The sequence below is a fragment of the Streptomyces sp. NPDC088252 genome (assembly GCF_044740965.1).
GTDB lineage: Bacteria > Actinomycetota > Actinomycetes > Streptomycetales > Streptomycetaceae > Streptomyces.
In genome coordinates this window covers 240,358-258,925 of sequence record NZ_JBIURS010000001.1, presented here as the reverse complement: position 1 = coordinate 258,925, position 18,568 = coordinate 240,358, and the positions used below count along the sequence as shown (strand labels likewise).

17 protein-coding genes, 1 tRNA gene and 1 pseudogene are annotated in these 18,568 nt (G+C 70.8%); 5 read left to right on the top strand and 14 right to left on the bottom strand.

Annotated elements, in window-relative coordinates:
* Positions 1-273 precede the first annotated feature (273 nt).
* Positions 274-795, bottom strand: coding sequence for a universal stress protein (locus ACIOHC_RS01190; RefSeq protein WP_266361344.1), 522 nt, complete (start codon positions 793-795; stop codon positions 274-276).
* Between the two features lie 939 nt (positions 796-1,734).
* Between ACIOHC_RS01190 and ACIOHC_RS01185 the strand changes: the two genes are divergently transcribed.
* From ACIOHC_RS01185 to ACIOHC_RS01175, 3 genes are all read left to right on the top strand, one after another.
* A complete protein-coding gene (locus ACIOHC_RS01185) occupies positions 1,735-2,970 on the top strand; it encodes a helix-turn-helix domain-containing protein (RefSeq protein WP_351073245.1) in 1,236 nt (411 codons plus the stop codon).
* Positions 2,971-2,979: 9 nt separating this feature from the next.
* Complete coding sequence (gene orn, locus ACIOHC_RS01180) at positions 2,980-3,582, top strand: oligoribonuclease (RefSeq protein ID WP_351073247.1); 603 nt, start codon at positions 2,980-2,982, stop codon at positions 3,580-3,582.
* A gap of 125 nt (positions 3,583-3,707) precedes the next feature.
* Positions 3,708-3,780, top strand: a tRNA-His gene (locus ACIOHC_RS01175).
* An 80-nt stretch (positions 3,781-3,860) separates the two neighbouring features.
* Here ACIOHC_RS01175 and ACIOHC_RS01170 read toward each other — a convergent pair.
* From ACIOHC_RS01170 to ACIOHC_RS01120, 11 genes and pseudogenes are all read right to left on the bottom strand, one after another.
* Entirely contained in the window at positions 3,861-4,892 is a 1,032-nt protein-coding gene (locus tag ACIOHC_RS01170; protein ID WP_351073249.1) for a LacI family DNA-binding transcriptional regulator, read from the bottom strand.
* 234 nt (positions 4,893-5,126) lie between these two features.
* The gene (locus tag ACIOHC_RS01165) at positions 5,127-6,590 is read right to left on the bottom strand and encodes a GH1 family beta-glucosidase (RefSeq protein WP_401840853.1); all 1,464 of its coding nucleotides are present in this window, start codon (positions 6,588-6,590) and stop codon (positions 5,127-5,129) included.
* 121 nt (positions 6,591-6,711) lie between these two features.
* Positions 6,712-7,629, bottom strand: a complete 918-nt coding sequence (locus tag ACIOHC_RS01160) for a carbohydrate ABC transporter permease (RefSeq protein ID WP_351073253.1) — start codon at positions 7,627-7,629, stop codon at positions 6,712-6,714.
* Positions 7,630-7,644: 15 nt separating this feature from the next.
* Entirely contained in the window at positions 7,645-8,646 is a 1,002-nt protein-coding gene (locus ACIOHC_RS01155) for a carbohydrate ABC transporter permease (protein WP_401840850.1), read from the bottom strand.
* Between the two features lie 128 nt (positions 8,647-8,774).
* On the bottom strand, positions 8,775-10,103 hold the full coding sequence (locus ACIOHC_RS01150) for an extracellular solute-binding protein (protein WP_351073256.1): 1,329 nt from the start codon (positions 10,101-10,103) through the stop codon (positions 8,775-8,777).
* A gap of 657 nt (positions 10,104-10,760) precedes the next feature.
* Positions 10,761-10,886 (bottom strand): annotated as a pseudogene (locus ACIOHC_RS01145) (ABC transporter permease); the annotation flags it as partial.
* Positions 10,887-10,983: 97 nt separating this feature from the next.
* Entirely contained in the window at positions 10,984-11,415 is a 432-nt protein-coding gene (locus ACIOHC_RS01140; RefSeq protein ID WP_351073258.1) for an SHOCT-like domain-containing protein, read from the bottom strand.
* 20 nt (positions 11,416-11,435) lie between these two features.
* A complete protein-coding gene (locus ACIOHC_RS01135; RefSeq protein WP_351073260.1) occupies positions 11,436-11,696 on the bottom strand; it encodes a hypothetical protein in 261 nt (86 codons plus the stop codon).
* Complete coding sequence (locus tag ACIOHC_RS01130; protein ID WP_351073262.1) at positions 11,693-12,055, bottom strand: DUF2089 domain-containing protein; 363 nt, start codon at positions 12,053-12,055, stop codon at positions 11,693-11,695. The genes ACIOHC_RS01135 and ACIOHC_RS01130 overlap by 4 nt, the downstream gene beginning before the upstream one ends.
* Positions 12,037-12,408 carry a hypothetical protein gene (locus tag ACIOHC_RS01125; RefSeq protein ID WP_351073615.1) on the bottom strand — a complete coding sequence of 124 codons (372 nt, stop codon included), beginning with the start codon at positions 12,406-12,408 and terminating at the stop codon, positions 12,037-12,039. Before ACIOHC_RS01125 ends, ACIOHC_RS01130 begins: the two co-directional genes overlap by 19 nt.
* An 87-nt stretch (positions 12,409-12,495) precedes the next feature.
* Positions 12,496-13,188 carry an FCD domain-containing protein gene (locus ACIOHC_RS01120; protein ID WP_351073264.1) on the bottom strand — a complete coding sequence of 231 codons (693 nt, stop codon included), beginning with the start codon at positions 13,186-13,188 and terminating at the stop codon, positions 12,496-12,498.
* Positions 13,189-13,363: 175 nt separating this feature from the next.
* Between ACIOHC_RS01120 and leuA the strand changes: the two genes are divergently transcribed.
* Positions 13,364-15,136, top strand: a complete 1,773-nt coding sequence (gene leuA, locus ACIOHC_RS01115; RefSeq protein ID WP_401840845.1) for a 2-isopropylmalate synthase — start codon at positions 13,364-13,366, stop codon at positions 15,134-15,136.
* Positions 15,137-15,444: 308 nt separating this feature from the next.
* Here the strand turns inward: leuA and ACIOHC_RS01110 are convergent, their stop codons facing one another.
* Both ACIOHC_RS01110 and ACIOHC_RS01105 read right to left on the bottom strand, forming a co-directional pair.
* On the bottom strand, positions 15,445-16,371 hold the full coding sequence (locus ACIOHC_RS01110; RefSeq protein WP_351073588.1) for a fused MFS/spermidine synthase: 927 nt from the start codon (positions 16,369-16,371) through the stop codon (positions 15,445-15,447).
* Between the two features lie 110 nt (positions 16,372-16,481).
* Positions 16,482-16,931, bottom strand: coding sequence for a hypothetical protein (locus ACIOHC_RS01105; protein ID WP_351073268.1), 450 nt, complete (start codon positions 16,929-16,931; stop codon positions 16,482-16,484).
* Between the two features lie 242 nt (positions 16,932-17,173).
* Here ACIOHC_RS01105 and ACIOHC_RS01100 point away from each other — a divergent pair, with 242 nt between their 5' ends.
* The gene (locus ACIOHC_RS01100; RefSeq protein WP_351073270.1) at positions 17,174-18,526 is read left to right on the top strand and encodes a tetratricopeptide repeat protein; all 1,353 of its coding nucleotides are present in this window, start codon (positions 17,174-17,176) and stop codon (positions 18,524-18,526) included.
* Positions 18,527-18,568: the final 42 nt, after the last annotated feature.

Here is an 18,568-nt window from a genome sequence, read left to right as displayed (position 1 = left end):
CGATACCGAACCCCAACAGCGTGAGCCCCAGGGCGAAATGGCCGGGGGCAGCGGTGCCTGTGCTTCCCGCAGGGACGTCATTGCCCACGGCGGGCACCCTTCACATGCGGTGATCGTGCTTCCCGATGAGGCTTATACACCCTTCACAAGCACACGATCCACCTGTGCATGACAGTGGATTGCCGGTTTCCACAGGCGAGTTGACGCCACGTCGGTGAAAAGAGCCACCCCTGCGACAGGGGTGGCGACAGGGACCGCCGGGACGCGGAACAGTCAGGGAATGACGACGACCGGCCGCTGCGCGCGACGCGCGAGCCGCCCCGCCACCGAGCCGAAGATGCGGCCGGCGATGCCGTGCGTGGAGCCGACGACGATGGCGTCCGCCGAGTACTCCCGGCCGACTTCCTCCAGCTCGTGACAGATGTCCCCGCCGCGCTCCACGAGGACCCAGGGAACCTCGGAGAGGTAGTCCGCGCAGGCGAGCTCCAGGCCGAGCACCTCGGTGCGGTGATCGGGCACATCAACGAAGACGGGCGGCTCGCAGCCTGCCCAGACCGTGGTCGGCAGCCGATTGGCGACATGGACGATGATCAGGCCGGAACCTGATCTTCGGGCCATGCCGATGGCGTATGCGAGGGCGCGCTCACTGGAGGTCGAGCCGTCGAAGCCGACCACGACCCCATGCCGGAAGGCGGGATCGCAGGAATGACGTGTCTCTTCGACCGCCTGCGGGTCCGACATGGGGTCGGCTACCTGCTTGCGGTCGGCGGGTTCGGGGATTTCGTGACCGGCCATCGGTGTCTCGGCGAAGAGAGTCCTCGTGAGGAGAGCGACTTGGGGAAGGTGCGTCAGCGGGCGGTGTTGCGGTGTCCGGGAATCATCTTCCCAACCCCTTACCCCCAAGGGTACGGCGCCACTCCTCCACTGCCCAGACCCGCGCAAAGCGCGCGCGACGTTTCACGGAGCATGCCCGAGGCGGACCCGTATGGCAATGCCGGTTGCGCGGTACATCGACGACACCGGGCCCGGACGGCTCCGCCGGGTGACCGGCGGGACCCCGTCCGCCACCCCCTCCGCCGCACCGCGCAGCCGCCGCGCACCCGGATTGGATCATCGCTCCACCGTCGACCGCCGACCCCGCGATCCGACCCCGGGAGTCACCCCGGCGCCACCCCGGCCCGCCCGCCCCGCCCGGAGCCCGCCGCCCGGCCGGGGGGCGCATGTCGGTCCGCCGGGCAGAATTCAGCTGCCCGGCGAGGCCGCCGCGCCACTCCCCGCGACCGGCCGTCCACCTGCCGAGAGGCGCAAAGAAGCAACCGCTCATCACGGTTGTGCGCCGGTCGACTGACTGAATCACGTACGCACAACCATCTATTTTCAGCCAACTTCATACCCCTGTCGCATCCTTGCCGAATTGGCCGATCAACCCCCTTGCCACCAGGCAGGAAGAGACCGGGCGGTACGCTTCTACCCGACGGGGTTGGGCCATCAAGGCGAGGCGCACTTCCCTGCACGGCCGCCGAGTGAAACCCTTCGTGATCGAATGCTTCCCGCCAAGTTGCCTTGTCGACATAACGCCGGTTGGTGAACTTGTCACGCCGGCACCACGGGACGCAGTAGATTCGATCTTGGGTATCGAAGACTGGGGACTCGTGCAGGACCGAGGGGAAAAGTGCAGGAGCGACAGGCCCGTAAGGACCAGAAAGACGCGAACACCAAGGGGGGCTTAGCGTCATGAGCCAGGACTCCGCCGCCGCAACGGAGGCTGTACGGAAGCTCAGTGGACGACGACGACGGGAAGTCGTCGCCGTGCTGCTGTTCAGCGGCGGCCCCATCTTCGAGAGCTCGATCCCGCTCTCCGTGTTCGGAATCGACCGACAGGACGCGGGAGTTCCGCGCTACCGACTCCTCGTCTGCGGCGGGGAAGAGGGGCCTCTGCGGACCACCGGGGGACTCGAACTCACCGCGCCCTACGGGCTGGAGGCGATCAGCAGGGCCGGCACCGTCGTGGTGCCCGCCTGGCGTTCGATCACCTCGCCGCCGCCCGCGGAGGCGCTGGACGCGCTGCGCCGCGCGCATGAAGAGGGGGCCCGCATCGTCGGGCTGTGCACCGGGGCGTTCGTGCTCGCCGCCGCCGGCCTGCTGGACGGCCGCCCGGCGACCACGCACTGGATGTACGCGCCGACGCTGGCCAAGCGCTATCCGTCGGTGCACGTCGACCCGCGCGAGCTCTTCGTCGACGACGGCGACGTGCTCACCTCCGCCGGGACGGCGGCCGGGATCGATCTCTGCCTGCACATAGTCCGCACGGACCACGGCACGGAGGCCGCCGGGGCACTGGCCCGCCGACTCGTCGTGCCGCCGCGGCGCAGTGGCGGGCAGGAGCGCTACCTCGACAGGTCTTTACCCGAGGAGATCGGCTCCGACCCGCTCGCCGAGGTCGTGGCCTGGGCGCTGGAGCATCTCCACGAGCAGTTCGACGTGGAGACGCTGGCCGCGCGCGCCTACATGAGCAGGCGGACCTTCGACCGCAGGTTCCGCTCGCTCACCGGCAGCGCACCGCTCCAGTGGCTGATCACCCAGCGGGTGCTGCAGGCGCAGCGCCTGCTGGAGACGTCCGAGTACTCGGTCGACGAGGTCGCGGGCCGCTGCGGCTTCCGCTCGCCGGTCGCGCTGCGCGGGCACTTCCGGCGCCAGCTGGGCTCCTCCCCCGCCGCGTACCGGGCCGCCTACCGGGCCCGTCGTCCGCAGGGCGGCGGCGCGGAGCCGGTCACCGCGATGATCGAGCCGGTCGTGCCCGCCCAGGGCTCCTCGGCGGGCCGTCGTGCCACGGCCGCGGCCGCCCCTCCGGGGCCGCATGTCGTGACGTCGGCGGCGGTCGGGACGGGGCAGCCGGAGCACGGCAAACCGGGCCCCGACGCGTACTCCACCGGACGCCCGACCCTGCCGGGTCAGCGGAGTGCCCCGTAGGGTGGGGCCATGAACGACCGCATGGTGTGGATCGACTGCGAGATGACCGGGCTCTCGTTGACGGAAGACGCACTCATCGAGGTGGCCGCGCTGGTCACCGACTCGGAGCTGAACGTGCTCGGCGAAGGGGTGGACATCGTGATCCGCCCGCCGGACACGGCCCTGGAGACGATGCCCGAGGTGGTGCGCCAGATGCACACCGCCTCGGGCCTCCTCGACGAGCTGGCCCGGGGCACCACCCTGGCCGACGCGGAGGCCCAGGTGCTGGCCTACGTCCGTGAGCACGTGAAGGAGCCCGGCAAGGCCCCGCTCTGCGGAAACTCGGTCTCCACCGACCGAGGTTTCCTGGCGCGGGACATGGCGGCCCTGGAGGGCTACCTCCACTACCGGATCGTCGATGTGTCCTCGGTCAAGGAGCTGGCGCGCCGCTGGTACCCGAGGGCGTACTTCAACAGTCCGGAGAAGAACGGCAACCACCGGGCGCTCGCGGACATCCGTGACTCCATCACGGAGCTGCGCTACTACCGCGAGGCGATCTTCGTGCCGCAGCCCGGTCCGGACTCGGAGCGCGCCAAGGCGATCGCGGCGCACGTCGCGCCGCCCACGCCGTAGGTCCTTGTGAAGCCGCTGGTCATAGCCCTTTCGGGGGCTGGGACCGGCGGCTGAACAATGGGGGCGCGAGCACCCTCTCGGACCCTGTACACTTTTTCTCGGCCGGTCAGAAAAGACCGGGCATGGTGGGTATAGCTCAGATGGTAGAGCACCTGGTTGTGGTCCAGGATGTCGCGGGTTCGAGTCCCGTTACTCACCCTGATGGGAAGGGCCCCGGTCGATGACCGGGGCCCTTCCCATGTCTGAGCCCCCCTCACCGGGCGGCCGTGTGACGGCAGTCACGAGGAGTCGCGGACGATCAGTTCCGTGGGGAGCACGATCTGCGGACGTTCCTGGTTCTCGCCCGCGATCTCCTGGAGCAGTACACGGGCCATCGTGCGGCCCATCTCCTCGATCGGCTGGCGCACGCTGGTGAGCGCCGGGTCCATGTGACGGGCCACGGCCGAGTCGTCGAAGCCGATGAGGGCCACGTCGTCCGGGATGCGTCGGCCGGCCTCGCGGAGCACCTGGCGGGCTCCCGCGGCCATGACGTCGGAGGCGGCGAAGACCGCGTCGACGTCGGGGCGGCGGGCGAGCAGCTCGCGCATGGCCCGAGCGCCGCTCTCCTCGCTGAAGTCGGCACGGGCGATCAGCTGCTCGTCGGGGCCGAGACCGGCCTCGGAGACCGCCTTGCGGTAGCCGTCGAGGCGGCGCCGGGCACCGTAGACGTCGAGACGCCCGGTGATCGTGGCGATGGAGCGGCGGCCCCGGGCGATCAGGTGGTCGACGGCGGCGCGGGCACCCTCGAAGTTGTCGGAGTCGACCGAGGCGAGCGATTCGGAGGCGGACCTGCGGCCGCTCATCACGGCCGGCATGCCGAGCTGTTCCAGCAGGTCCGGCAGCGGGTCGTCGGCGTGGACGGAGACCAGCAGCACACCGTCGACACGGTGCGCGGTCAGGTACTGGGCCAGCCGTCGGCGCTCGCGGTCGTTGCCGACGAGGGTGAGCAGCAGCTGCATGTCGGTGTCGGCGAGCGCCGCGCCGACACCGCGGACGATGTCGGAGAAGTACGGCTCGGCGAAGAAGCGGGTCTCCGGCTCGGGCACGACGAGGGCGATGGCGTCGGTACGGTTTCCCGCGAGCGCGCGGGCCGCGCGATTGGGCACGTAGCCCAGTTCGGCGACGGCCGCCTCCACCGCCTCGCGGGTGTGCGCGCTGACCCGCGGGGAGCCGTTGATGACCCGTGAGGCCGTCCCTCGCCCCACCCCCGCCCGTGCCGCGACCTCTTCGAGCGTGGGCCGCCCGCCGCTCCGTACCCGCGCTGCCGCCATGGCTGCCTCCCGTTCGCGGTCAATTTCTCACAGTCGGATAACCGAACCAAGTCCTGGTGTCGGCTCCCTTGACACTCGTCCGGGCCCGGTGGCCTTTCCGCAGCATCAATTATGGGAGCGCTCCCATTCTACGGGAGCGGCATATCGGGTTCCGCGACCGCCGGAGTCGGCGGGAAATGACGGAGACCCGGCGCGGACGGCCGGGTCTCGGGAGGGGGCGTGTGCCGGTCGGGCTCAGCCGAGGTCGGTGACGGGGGGCAGTGCGTGGCGTCGGATGACGTCGGCGTACCAGTGGGCGCTCGCCTTGGGGATGCGGCGCTGGGTGGCGTAGTCGACATAGACGGCGCCGAAGCGCTTGGAGTACCCGTACGCCCACTCGAAGTTGTCCATCAGGGACCACAGGAAGTATCCGCGGACGTCCGCCCCGTCGGCCACGGCCCGCTGTACGGCGTCGAGATGGCCGCGCAGGTAGTCGATCCGCTCGGGGTCCTCCACCCGGCCCTCGGGCGAGACGTAGTCGTCGAAGGCCGCGCCGTTCTCGGTGACCATCAGCGGCAGGCCGGGGTTCTCGCGGGAGACGTCGACGAGCAGGTTGTACAGACCGTCGGGGTCGATCGCCCAGTTCATCGCGGTGCGCTTCTTGCCCTCGGAGAGGTGGAAGGCGACGTGCTCGGAGCCGGGCCACGGCGAGTGGTCGCTGTTGCCGTGGCCGTCGTCGCGCGAGTCGCCAAAACCGTCGGCGGGCGTGGAGACCAGCGTCGGCGTGTAGTAGTTGACGCCGAGGACGTCGACCGGCCGGGAGATGGCGGCCAGGTCGCCGTCCCGGACCAGCGTCGACCAGTCCACCAGGTGCGAGGTGTCGGCGATCAGGTCCTCGGGGTACGCGCCGCGCAGCGTCGGGCCGGTGAAGACCCGGTTGCCCACCGCGTCGATCCGGCGGGCCGCGTCCATGTCGGCCTCACTGCCGGTCAGCGGGCGGACCTGGTGGAGGTTGAGGGTGACCGAGGTCTGCGCGGCAGCGGGGAGTCGGTCGCGCAGAACCTCGATCGCCCGGCCATGGGCGAGGTTGAGATGGTGGGCCGCGCGCAGGGCGGCGGCCGGCTCGGTGCGGCCGGGTGCGTGCACGCCGGAGCCGTAACCGAGGAAGGCCGAGCACCACGGCTCGTTGAAGGTGGTCCAGGTCGTGACGCGGTCGCCGAGGGCGCCGGCCATGATGGCGGCGTAGTCGGCGAAGCGCTCGGTGGTCACCCGCTGGGGCCAGCCGCCGGCGTCCTCCAGTTCCTGGGGCAGGTCCCAGTGGTAGAGGGTGGCGACGGGCGCGATGCCCGCTTCCAGGAGCTCGTCGACGAGCCTGCGGTAGAAGTCCAGTCCGCGTTCGACGGCGGGGCCGCGGCCGGTGGGCTGCACCCGGGACCAGGAGACGGAGAAGCGGTAGGCCTTCAGGCCGAGCTGCTTCATCAGCGCCACGTCGTCGCGGTAGCGGTGGTAGTGGTCGGCGGCGATGTCTCCGGTGTCACCGTTGCGGACCTTGCCCGGAGTGCGGCTGAAGGTGTCCCAGATGGAGGGGGTGCGGCCGTCCTCGGCCGCGGCGCCCTCGACCTGGTAGGCGGCGGTGGCCGCCCCCCAGACGAAACCGGTCGGGAAGTCCGCTGCCTCGGGTGCCTGCTTCGGGGCGATGTCGGGTCGTACAGCAGTCATGCGGGAGCGCTCCCAGGGGTGGACGGACAGGGGCAGGTAAGGGGTGGAGCTCCGGGCCCTACGGCCAGCGGTCGGGAGACACGCCGTACGGAGCGTCCGGGGTGGGGCGGGTGACGCCCGGTCAGCCCTTGACGGCGCCGGACATGATCCCTCCGACGATCTGCTTGCCGAAGATCACGAAGACCACGAGCAACGGCAGGGTGCTGATCAGCGCACCGGCCATCACGATGCTCTGGTCGGGGGTGTAGGAGGCGCTCAGCTGACCGAGGGCCACCTGGAGCGTGGGGTTCTGCTGATTGAGGGCGAGGTAGGGCCAGAAGAAGTCGTTCCAGGCCTGTACGAAGGTGAGCATCCCCAGCACCGTCATCGCGGGGCGGGCCACCGGGAGGACCACGCTGCGCACGATGCGGAAGTTGTTGGCGCCGTCGATCTTGGCGGCCTCGATGAGTTCGTAGGGCAGCGCCTCGCTCAGGTACTGCCGCATGAAGAACACGCCGAACGCGCTGACCAGGGTCGGGAAGATCACCGACTCCAGCCTTCCGCCCCAGCCGATGTCGGACATCATCATGAACAGCGGGACGACGCTGAGCTGCGGCGGGATCGTGAGCGTGGCGATGACTCCGGTCATCAGCGCGCCGCGGCCCTTGAAGCGCATCTTGGCGAAGGCGTAGCCGGCCAGCGTGCAGAAGAAGAGCGTCGCCGCCGTGATGCAGCCGGAGACGATGACGCTGTTGACGATCGCCTTGCCGAGGTGTGCCTGGTTCCAGGCGGTGTCGAGGTTGTGCAGCAGCCGCCCGCCGGGCAGGAACGGCGGTGTGGTGGCGAGCACTTCGTCCTGCGTGTGGGACGCGGCCACCAGGGTCCAGTAGAGCGGCAGGAGCGAGCCGATGCCGACGACGGCCAGGGCGATGTAGGCGAACGGGCCGCCCTGCAACTGCTTGCCCGCGCCCGGCCTGAAGCGGGTGGGGCGCGGCGTCGCCCGGTGGACCGGCTGCGGGGTGCCGCGTTCCGGGGCTGTGGTGGTGCTGGTCATGGTCATGAAAATCGCTCCCGGTCAGACCGCGGATTTGCGTACGAAGCGGCCGATGAGCCAGTTGACCGCGGCGATGATCAGCAGGAGGGCGAGCATCGCCCAGGCCACTGCGGCGGCCGGGCCGAGGTGCCCGAGGTTCCAGCCGTAGTTGTAGAGGTAGACGCTGAGCGTCTCGTACTGATTCTCGTTGCCGCCGGTGGCTCCGAGCGTGCCGCCCTCCAGGAGCAGGGGCTCACCGAACAACTGCATGGAGCCGATGGTCGAGATGACGATCGTGAAGAGGATCGTGGGCCGCAGCGAGGGGATGGTCACCTTGCGGAACTGCTGCCAGCGCGACGCGCCGTCCAGCGACGCGGCCTCGTACAGATCGCTCGGTACGGCCTGCATGGCGGCCAGGTAGATCAGGGTGTTGTAGCCCGTCCAGCGCCAGATCACGATGACGGAGATGGCGATCTTCGACGTCCAGTGGCCGTTGGCCCAGTTGGTGTCGCCGAGGCCGACGAAGTGCAGCGCCCAGTTGAGCAGTCCGCCGTCGGCCCGGAAGACCAGGGCGAAGACGAGGGCCGCGGAGGCCACGGAGGTGGCGTACGGGGTGAGGATGACCGTCCGCCAGAAGGTGCGCGCACGCAGCCGGTAGTTCAGCAGATGGGCCAGGCCGAGCGCGACCAGCAGTTGCGGGACCGTCGACATGACCCCGATCAGGAAGGTGTTGCCGACCGCCGTCCAGAACTCGGCGTCGTGCAGGATCTTGTCGAAGTTGTCCCGGCCGACCCACTCCATCTGGTCGAGACCGGTCATCTCCACCCGGTGCAGGGCGATCCATCCCGTGTAGAGCAGCGGATAGAGCCCGAAGGCGCCGAAGACGAGGAAGAACGGAGCGATGTAGGCGTACGGCGACGCCTTGTCGTCGAACCGCCACAGCCGCCTCCGCCAGGCCTGTCGGCGGGACGGCACCGACGCGTGCGGGGAGCCGCCGGAGGGTGGCGGTGCGTATGAATCCCGGGTGGGAGTCGAGGTGGCCACGGGCGGGAGTCCTTCCCTGAGTAACGGGGTCGCCCGGGTGAGGGGCGGGCGTGGGCCGGGGGCTGGGCCGATGAGGGGCGCGCGTGCCGGAGCGGGCGGCTCCTGGAGGCCGCCCGCGCCGGCGACGGTCAGCCGATCGCCTTGTCGATCGCGCTGGTCGCCGCCTTCCACGCGTCGTCCGGACCGGTACCGCGCTGCTCCATGTTGTTGATCTGGGTGGAGATGGTGTCCTTGATGACGCCGTCCTTCGGCCCGAGCACCGTCTCGGGGATCGACTTGGCCTCGTCGGCGTAGATCTGCCCGATCGGCGCGTCGTTGAAGTACTCCAGCTTCGCGTCCTTCACGTCGGGCAGGTCGTACGCGCCCTTGTTGGACGGGAAACTGCCGATCGCCTTGAAGACGGCGGCCTGCTGCTCGGGGGCGGTCAGCCACTTGACGAGCTTGGTGGCCTCGTCGACGTTCTTGCCGGACTTGGGCACGGCGAGGAACGAACCGCCCCAGTTGGCGGCGGTCGCACCGGGCGCGGTGGTGATGTTCCACTTACCCTTGTTGGCGTCACCGGCGTTGACCGAGATCTGACCGGCCATCCACGCGGGGCAGGCCACGGTGGCGACGGTGCCCTTGCGCAGGGCGGCCTTCCACGGGTCGTTGAACTGGGCGAGGCCCTGCGTCAGCTTCTTGGACGCCGCCTCGGCGGCCAGGTTCCAGCCCTGCTCGACGCTGGGGCTGTCCTTGTAGACCGGCTTGCCGCTCTCGTCGTAGTACTGCTTCGCGTTCGAACTCACCACGGCGTTGAACATGGCGCTCGCGGAGTCCATGAAGTAGGTGCCCGCGGGGGCCTTCTTCTTGTACTCCTCACCGAGCTTGAGGTAGTCCTCCCAGCCGCCGGAGACCTTCTTGGCGACCTCCTCGCGGTCGGTCGGCAGGCCGGCCTTCTCGAAGAGGTCGGTGTTGTAGCAGAGCGACATCGGACCGATGTCGGTACCCGCGCCGATCACCGCGCCGTCGGGCGTGGTGGCCTGCTTCTCCTTCCAGGAGACCCAGTCGTCGACGTTGATCACCTTGCTGAGGTCGGCGAAGGCGTTCGCCTTGGTGTCGACGATCTCCTTGATCCGGCCGACCTCGATGCCCTGGACGTCGGCGAGACCACTGCCCGAGTTCAACTGCTGGAGCAGCTTGGGGTAGTAGACCTTCTCGTCGGAGGTGACGTCTTCCTTGACCGTGATGTTCGGGTGCAGCTCGTGATACTTGGCGAAGAGCCCGGCCTCCTTGTAGCCGAACTGCCCGAAGTCGGCGACGGTCAGCGTGACCTTCCCGTTCGCATCGGGGCCCGTGCTGCCCGATGAATCCGAGTCGCTGCTGCAGCCGGTCAGCAACAGGGCCGAGGCTGTCAGCCCCGTGGTGGCCAGAACCGCGGCTCTGCGGCTCCGGCCGGCGACGGTGCGGGTGATGCGCATTCCACTACTCCTTGTTCCAGGGTGGGACTGGCGTTCTGACTGCGTGGCATACGCACCGGTGAGCGCGGGTGCCTGGTGGTTCAGGGGGGAGGACACGGGCAGTGCCGTTCGGACGGGAATCCCCGCACGATGTGGGAGCGCTCCCATGCGTCGATGTCGGAAGGTTCCTGCCTTGAGGGGGCGGGTGTCAAGAGTTGAAGGCGCTTCCGTTGCCCGAGTGTGTCCTGCAAGTCACGAGACCGTGTCCCGCCCAAGTCTTGCCATAACTCGCCGACTTCGACCGCGGGTCCGCGTGTTTCCGAGAACACCCAGGCCAAGGACTTTTCGAAGAAGGGCCGCCGCACCGGGGGCGCCGAACAGCCGCCGTCGCGCCGCGTTTCCGGCCACCACCGGAAGTGGCTCTCGTCATCCCCGATTCACAGCCGACCGCCCGCCGGAAGGTGAACGGGGCATCGCGCGGCGGGGGTGGTCGGGGGCGCATCCGCGTTCTTTCTCCGAACCCGACGCCGGTACTCGGCGTTCCGGGCCCGGGGCGACCCGGCCCGGAGGCAGGCCGGCCCGGCGGGCCGAGGACGCCGACGGGGCGGCGTGCACCGACGCGGTGGTCGGAGTACGCCGCCCTGGAACGGGACGGGCCGCGGGAGGCGGCCCGCGCACTCATTCCGGGTCGCGGTTGAAGTGCGCCGTCGACCAGCGGTGGCCGAGCGCGATCAGGCCGACGCACCAGACGATCGCGAGCCACCCGTTGTTGCCGATCCCGGTGCCGAGCAGCAGGCCGCGCATTGCGGCCCCGTCGCGTGACGGGCTGAACGCCCGCGGCCGTCGACCGGCCGCGCCCGACTCGTGGGCCGGGCCGGCGTCCGGCGCCGTGGGCACCGTGTCACTCGCAGAACACCTGCACCTTTCCGTCGGGGTCGTCGACGTCGACGACGACGTCGCCGAGCTGCTCGATGAGCTCCTCGAGGTGCTGCGGCTTGAGCTCGGTGAGGTCGATCGGTACCCCTGACTTGTTCAACTCCGCGTTGACCTTGGTGAGCGCCTGCGGAGGGACGAGGCTCGCGAGCCGGACCCCGGCGCGCAGCAGCTGGAGCGGGATCTGGATGTTGACCCTGCTCGGCCCGTCGCCACCGGATTCGTCCTCCGCGTTCACCACCACGCGCAGGTACTTGGGTCGGGTTTTCGGGCGGGGCGCGGCTCCCGCCGGGGACTCGGGCTGTTGGCGTTCGAGGGCGCCGATCAACCGCTCGGCCTCGTCCGCGGTGATCTTGCCCTCGGCCAGCATCTGCAGGATCTGGCGGCGTTGCTCGTTCATCGTTGCTCTTCCCCTCTGACTCATCTGACGCATATCAGCACGGCCGTTCGGCCCTGCTCGATCTCGAACCGGGTGCCGGGCAGCGCCCACAGCAGTTGCCCGGTGACGCGCAGCGCGCCCGCCGGGCTCACCCGGATGGCGCGGCATGCGACCAGTCCGGCCGTCACGGCGAGCAGCAGCAGCGGCGACAGCACCAGCAGTACCGGCAGGAAGGGGACGTGCAGCCGCCACCGGCGGCTGTCGGGACGGCGATAGCCCACCGTCACCAGAAACGGCATCATCGGAGCCTCTCCAGCTCGGCCAGCGCCTCCTGGGCGCTGATCTCCCCCCGCTGCAGGCGGTCGACGACATCGGCACTGGTGGGCGCCGGGTCGGTTTCGACGAAATCGAGGGCCTCGCCGATCCGCTTCAGCCGGGACTTGATCGTCGGGTAGCTCACCCCGAAGATCCGCTCCATCTCCTTGATCGAACCGTGCGACCGTACGAACGCGGCAACGAACACCTGGTCGTCGACGCCGAGTTGAGCCAGCTGCGGCGGCTCGAACTGCCCCTCGACCACGACACCGCTCCCGGCGAGGCGGACACGCTCGACCACGAACGGCCGCCCCTGCGTCAGGTCCGTCAGTTCCTGCCAGTCCACGCTGGCCCCCTTCTCTCGGCGACGCGTTCGTCATTCATTTGTACATTGAGTTTTTTAAGATGCCAAGCCGTGAATCTTGATTTTTCTAATGTGATCTTCAATTCTTTCGGGGCGGGGCCTACGTCGACCGGCTCGGCCGTGCCGTCGTCCGGCTCGACCCCGGCCGGGTCGCGCAGCGGGCGCGGGCCGTCGCCGGCCGGAGTGGAGGCGCGGAAGCCGCAGCGGCCCAGCACGTCGAGATTCGCGTGCTTGAGCGGGGAGAGCCGGGCGGCGACTTCCCCATGACCTTCCGGAGAAAGCCGGCGCGGCATCCAGGCCCTGCGCCGGGCGGCCGAGAGCGATCTCGGCGTCAACCACGGTTCCATTGATCCCCGGGGGCGGCTTCATCCCCGACACCCCGCGGCCGGTCGCGCCACCCCGACGCGTCGGAGCCGTCGGCCCTACGCCGCCCGCAGCCGGGCCAGCGTGGCCTCCAGCTCGGTCTGTGCGGCCCGGCCCGCCGAATCCGCGTCACCGGCCACGACGGCCCGCACCAGTGCGTCATGGCTCGCATCGCCGTGGTGCGGATCCTCGCGGCGCAGGCCGAACAGCTCGACGAGGTCGATGAGCCCTTGCCGCAGCGCGGGGGCGAACTCGCCGAAGAGGTCGGTGAGTACGGGATTGTGGGCCGCGACCACCACAGCGCGGTGCAGGGCGATGTCCGCGTCGACGAACTCGGCGTCCCCTCCCGCCCCCGCCGCCCGCCGCGCGGTGAGTGCCGCGTCGAGGGCGACCAGGTCCTCGTCCGTGCGGCGCCGCGCGGCCAGCCGGGCGGCCTGGACCTCGATCAGCATGCGCACCTCGTAGACGTCGGTGACCGAGGCCCGGCGCAGTCGGGTCGGCCAGTCCTCCGTCACGTGGTCGGCGATGACGAAGACGCCCGCGCCCTGACGGGACTGGAGCAGGCCGAGCGCGGCCAGGGTGCGCACCGCCTCACGGACGGTGGAGCGGCCCACTCCGAGGGTCTTGGCCAGGGTGGTCTCGCCGGGAATCTTCGTTCCGACCGGCCAGTGCCCCTCCGTGATCTGCTCGCGCAGATGGTGCGTGGCCTGTTCGACCAGGGGGCTGGGGCGGAGCGGACCGAGCGAGGACACGGGTTTCACCTGTCAGGTTGTCTGAGGACTTGCTTCCTGGCTATCCTACCGGGCATGACGCACAGCGGTCTCCTTCTTCTCGGCTGCCGCGGCGGGGCCTGAAGCGACCGGCACCCCGCCGCGGGATGCCGTGCTGTGCCGGTCGCATCCGGCGATGCGAGAAGAGACCGCCTTCATGTCCGACCGTCTGTCACCGATGCACAGCTTCCCCACCATCTGCACCCCGCGCGGGCCCGTGCCCGCCGACGCGCCCCGCTGGAACCCGCAGCGCGCCGGCTCCATGCCGTCCCACCGCTACCGTTCGGCCTTCGACCGCGTCGAGGTCCCGCTGACCGGGCGCACCTGGCCCGAGGCCCGGATCGAGAAGGCCCCACTCTGGGTACCCGTCGACCTGCGCGACGGCAATCAGGCACTGGCCGAACCCATGGACACCCCGCGCAAGCGCCGGATGTTCGATCTGCTCGTCGCCATGGGGTACAAGGAGATCGAGGTCGGCTATCCGTCCGCGAGCCGCACGGACTTCGACTTCGTCCGGCATCTGGCCGAGAGCGGCGCCGTGCCGGACGACGTCACCGTGGTCGTGTTCACCCCGGCCAAGCAGGATCTGATCGAGCGGACCTTCGCATCCATCGAGGGAATGGACCGCGCGGTGGTCCATCTGTACATCCCGACCGCCCCCGTCTGGCGCGATGTCGTGCTCGGCCGCAGCCGGGCCGAGTTGCACGGCGTGGTGCGCGAGGCGGCGACGCGGATGGAGCGCCTGGCGCGGGCGCGGCCCGCGGCGGACATCCGGTTCGAGTTCTCCCCCGAGGTCTTCGTCCTCACCGAGCCGGACTTCGTCCTGGAGCTCTGCAACGGCCTCACCGAGCTGTGGGACGCCTGCCCGGACCGGCCGGTCATCCACAACCTGCCCGCCACGGTGGAGATCGCCACGCCGAACGTGTACGCGGACCAGATCGAGTACATGCACCGTCACCTGGAACGGCGCGACGCCGTGATCCTCTCCGTCCATCCGCACAACGACCGCGGCACCGGCACCGCGTGCGCCGAACTGGCCGTCCTGGCGGGCGCACAGCGCGTGGAGGGCTGCCTGTTCGGCAACGGGGAGCGCACCGGCAATGTCGACCTGGTCAACCTGGCCCTCAACCTGCATGCCCAGGGCGTCGACCCGATGATCGACTTCTCCGACATCGACGAGATCCGCCGCACGGTCGAGCACTGCAACCGGCTGCCGGTGCCGCCCCGCCACCCCTATGGCGGCGATCTCGTCCACACCGCTTTCTCCGGCACCCACCAGGACGCCATCAGCAAGGGCTTCGCCCATCACGCGAGCAGCGGCTCGGACCTGTGGTCGGTGCCGTACCTGCCGATCGACCCGGCGGACGTGGGGCGTACGTACGAGGCGGTCATCCGGGTCAACAGCCAGTCGGGAAAGGGCGGCATCGCCCATCTGCTGCGAAGCAACTACGGGGTGGACCTGCCGGCCGGGCTGCGCGCGGATTTCTCCCGCACGGTGCAGACCGCGACCGACGACAGCGGTCTGGAGGCCACGCCGAAGGATCTGTGGGAGCTCTTCGAGGCGGCGTACCTGGCCCCCGGACGGGACGGGAACGTGGCCCTGACCTCCTGGTCCACCGACCGGAACCCGGCCGGTGAGCACCGGTTCATCTGCACGCTGCGGGTGGGCGACCGGGAGGGCGACTACGAGGGCACCGGCAACGGCCCGGTGTCGGCGTTCACCCATGCGCTGGCCGCGGCGGGCATCGAGGTGGACGTCCTCGACTTCACCGAGCACGCGACGTCGACGGGGCGGGGCAGCCCGGCGATGGCGTACACGCAGTGCCGGGTCGGCACCGGCGGGAAGCGGCGCTGGGGGGCGGGCCAGGACACGTCCGTCCTCACCGCGTCGATCCAGGCCGTGCTGTCGGCGGTGAACCGGGCGGATTAGCGCTGCCGTCGGGCTTCGTCCGGGCACCGAGGAAGAGGGGCGCGCACCCACCCCGGCCGGATGTGGGGGTGTGAGGCCGGCCGGGGCGCGCGGAGGGGGTGTTGGTCCGTGGGCGTCGGGCGCGCCGACGAGCCGATGACGGTCGCGGTGCCCGAAGACTTCGTCGACGAGTCAGCTGTCCGCGCCTCGATCGCCTTCCGGGAAACCGGGGCGTGGTCGCCCGGCCGACGCACAAGAGCCCTGAAGTCCATTGGCCCGGAACGGTGTTGTCGGTCCTTGGCATCCCGGCCGAGGCCTTCGGCGCTCTCCTACCCGAAGACCGACGGCGGTGGCGCCGGTGAAGGCCTAGCGTCCGCGTCGCTCACCGCCGCCGCGCCACCGGTGAAGTCGGCGAGCGCCCGCCCGTGTTCGACGCGTCCGGGGTGCGGATCGGTCGCGACCCGGCGGGTCAGCTCCGCGACCTTCAGCGGCAGGTCCGAGGCGAGCAGCACGGCGTTGCCGAAGCGGCGGCCGCGCCAGACGGTCGGGTCGGCGGCGAGCGCCAGTTCGGGGAAGACCGTGGCCGCGGTGGCGATCTGGCCGCGGAGATGGGTCAGCGGCGGCCCGTCCGCCAGGTTGGCCACGTAGCTCCCGCCGGGCTTCAGGACCCGGCGCACCTCGGCGAGGAACTCGGTGCTGGTGAGGTGCGCGGGTGTGCGGGCCCCGCTGAACACGTCCGCGACGACGAGGTCCGCCCAGTCGTCCTGGATCTTCCCGAGCCCGGCACGGGCATCGGTGGACCGCACCCGGATCCTGGCCTGCGGGTCCAGCGGCAGCTCCCGTCGGACCAGTTGGACGAGCGCGGCGTCCACCTCGACGATCTGCTGGGTGGAGCGGGGCCGGGTCGCGGCGACGTAGCGGGCGAGTGTGAAGGCGCCGCCGCCCAGGTGCACGACGTGCAGGGGCTGCCCGGGGGGCGCGACGAGGTCGGCGATGTGGCCGATCCTGCGCTGGTACTCGAAGGACAGATACGTGGGGTCGTCGAGGTCCACATGGGACTGGGGGGCGCCGTCGAGCGTCAGCGTCCAGGCGTGCGGGCGCTCCCGGTCGGGCACCAGCTCGGCGAGACCGCCGTCCACGGGTTCGGCGAGGGGTTCCGCCCTGCGCCCGCCCACGCGTTCGGACCTGGCGTCGGCCTTGCGGTCGGACCGCTTACGGGCGCCCGCGCCGCTGCCCGGCGTTCCTCGACGTGCCACTGCTGCTCGCGCCTGCTCACTGCTCATCGCTCCGGGCCGGTACGGAACCGGCCGTGCCGGAGGGATCCGGCCACCGGCCCATTATGAGCGCGCGGGCAGGAAGGCGGTGGTCAGCGGCAGCTGTCGGCCGCCTCGATCAGCCGGGCCGCCTGGTCGAGCGCGGCCCGCAGCGCGGCCGGGTCGGTGACCGGGGCGTCCTCTCCCGGCGGCAGCAGCCAGCCGCTGCCGGTGACGGGCGGCTCGGCGGGGACGCGCAGCCCGCGGCCGTCGGTCTGCGTACAGGCGCTGCCCGGTACGTCCCACGCCTCGGCGGTGCCCGGCGGCACCAGGAAGCCGAGGGTGTCGCAGGCGCCGTCGTGCAGGACCGGGCCGACGGCCTCCAGGTCGGCGCCGCGGCGCAGGATGTCCACGGCCTCCAGTCCCTGGCGGGCCGGTACCGTCACCAGGTCGCAGGGTTCGGCGCCGTGGTCCTCCGTGAGGCCGGCGGGCGCCGTGGCACCCGTTGCGGCCGGGGTCGTCGCGGTCGTCCGCGAGCCGGTCTCCGTGCCGAGATGCAACAAGGGACCTCTCCTCTCATCGCCGGGCGGAGCCGGATTCCGTCTCCGCATGGACCAACGCGCCGACGGCGTCAAGGGCTACGGTGCCACGCCGCCGCAAAGGGTGGCAGTTCATGGCGGATCGCGGGCGAGATACCCCTTTTGCACACAAACGCTGAATGTGTGACCGGTCACAGCCGGTACCTTCTTGCTCCGCCGGGACACCGGAAGCAGGAACCCCGGCTGCAGAGGAGAGGGCCTATCCCATGGTGTCGACAGGGGCCGTTCCCAACCTCGCCTTCCGGCGGCTGCGCGGCCCGCGCTCCGCGGGGGAGTTCGCTGCCGCGGTACGCAGGTCCGCCCGCGAGATCGGCGAGCAGGTCGCGTGCGACGCCCGGTACATCGGACGCGTGGAGTCCGGCGAGATCCGCTGCCCCAACTACGCGTACGAGCGGGTCTTCCTGCACATGTTCCCCGGAACGACCCTGGCGGACCTGGGCTTCTCGCCGCGCGAATCCGTACGCGGCCGGGCTGCGCGGGCCGCTGCCGAAACCCCACCGCCCCCTGCGCTCCACAGCGACACCGATGAGGAGAGCGACGTGCTGCGTCGCGTATTCATGACGAGCGGCACCACCGCGATGGCGGCCGCGACCCTGGGCCTCGGCCTGGACGGCCCGTCCGCCGCCGCCCCCCTGCCCGACCCGCGACGCGTGGGCGAGGCCGAGGTGAGCGCCGTCGAGAAGGCGGTACGGCAGATCCGGCTGCTCGACGACCGGCACGGCGGCGACGGCCTGTACCGCAGAGCGTCCCGGCCGCTGCGGGCGGCGTACGCGCTGCTCGACTCCGGGACCGCCACCAAGCGGTCCACCGCCGACCGACTGCATGCCGGAGCGGGCGAACTCGCCATCTCGGTGGGCTGGCTGGCGCATGACTCGGGCCGGTTCGAAGACGCCCGCTCGCACTACGCGGAGGCGCTCGCCACCGCGCGGGTGGCGGGCGACGCGGCGCTGGAGGCCCATGCGTTCTGCAATACGTCGTTCCTGGCCAGGGACACGGGACGGCCCCGCGAGTCCGTACGCGCGGCCGAGGCCGGGCAGCGGGCGGCACAGTCGCTCGGCTCGCCGCGGCTGCTGGCCCTGCTCGCCCTGCGGGAGGCCGGGGGCCGGGCGGGGCTCGGGGACCGTACGGGCTGCGAACGGGCGATCGGCCGTGCGCACACCGCGTTCGGGCACGGGCCCGGCGACGCCGATCCGGAGTGGATGACCTTCTTCCGGGAGGCGGAGCTGGAGATGCTGGAGGCCCAATGCTGGTCGGCACTGGGCGACTGGTCGCGGGCGGCCCGCCACGCACTGCGGGCGACGCGTCTCCAGGACCCGCACTTCACCCGGAATCTGGCGCTGTACCGGGCCGAACTGACCACGGATCTCGCGCGGGCCGGCCGGGCCGCGGAGGCGGCGACGGCGGGCCATCAGGTGCTGGACCTGCTGGACCGCGTCCAGTCGTCCCGTATCCGGGCGATGCTGGCGGAAGCGACGGCGGTGCTGGCGCCACAGCGGGGTGCGGTGGAGGTACGGGGGTTTCTGGAGCGGTACGCGGAGGTCGCGGAGCCGGGCGCGTAGCGGCTTCGGCGGACGCGTGGCGTCGTCCGGCGGCGGACGAGC

Bases quoted from the DNA above. Each gene is read 5' to 3' on its own strand.
- ACIOHC_RS01135 (WP_351073260.1), bottom strand. From the start codon at position 11,696: ATGATGCCGTTTCTGGTGACGGTGGGCTATCGCCGTCCCGACAGCCGC.
- orn (WP_351073247.1), top strand. From the start codon at position 2,980: ATGAACGACCGCATGGTGTGGATCGACTGCGAGATGACCGGGCTCTCG.
- leuA (WP_401840845.1), top strand. From the start codon at position 13,364: ATGTCCGACCGTCTGTCACCGATGCACAGCTTCCCCACCATCTGCACC.
- ACIOHC_RS01190 (WP_266361344.1), bottom strand. From the start codon at position 795: ATGGCCGGTCACGAAATCCCCGAACCCGCCGACCGCAAGCAGGTAGCC.
- ACIOHC_RS01185 (WP_351073245.1), top strand. From the start codon at position 1,735: ATGAGCCAGGACTCCGCCGCCGCAACGGAGGCTGTACGGAAGCTCAGT.
- ACIOHC_RS01140 (WP_351073258.1), bottom strand. From the start codon at position 11,415: ATGAACGAGCAACGCCGCCAGATCCTGCAGATGCTGGCCGAGGGCAAG.
- ACIOHC_RS01100 (WP_351073270.1), top strand. From the start codon at position 17,174: ATGGTGTCGACAGGGGCCGTTCCCAACCTCGCCTTCCGGCGGCTGCGC.
- ACIOHC_RS01160 (WP_351073253.1), bottom strand. From the start codon at position 7,629: ATGACCATGACCAGCACCACCACAGCCCCGGAACGCGGCACCCCGCAG.
- ACIOHC_RS01165 (WP_401840853.1), bottom strand. From the start codon at position 6,590: ATGACTGCTGTACGACCCGACATCGCCCCGAAGCAGGCACCCGAGGCA.
- ACIOHC_RS01170 (WP_351073249.1), bottom strand. From the start codon at position 4,892: ATGGCGGCAGCGCGGGTACGGAGCGGCGGGCGGCCCACGCTCGAAGAG.
- ACIOHC_RS01150 (WP_351073256.1), bottom strand. From the start codon at position 10,103: ATGCGCATCACCCGCACCGTCGCCGGCCGGAGCCGCAGAGCCGCGGTT.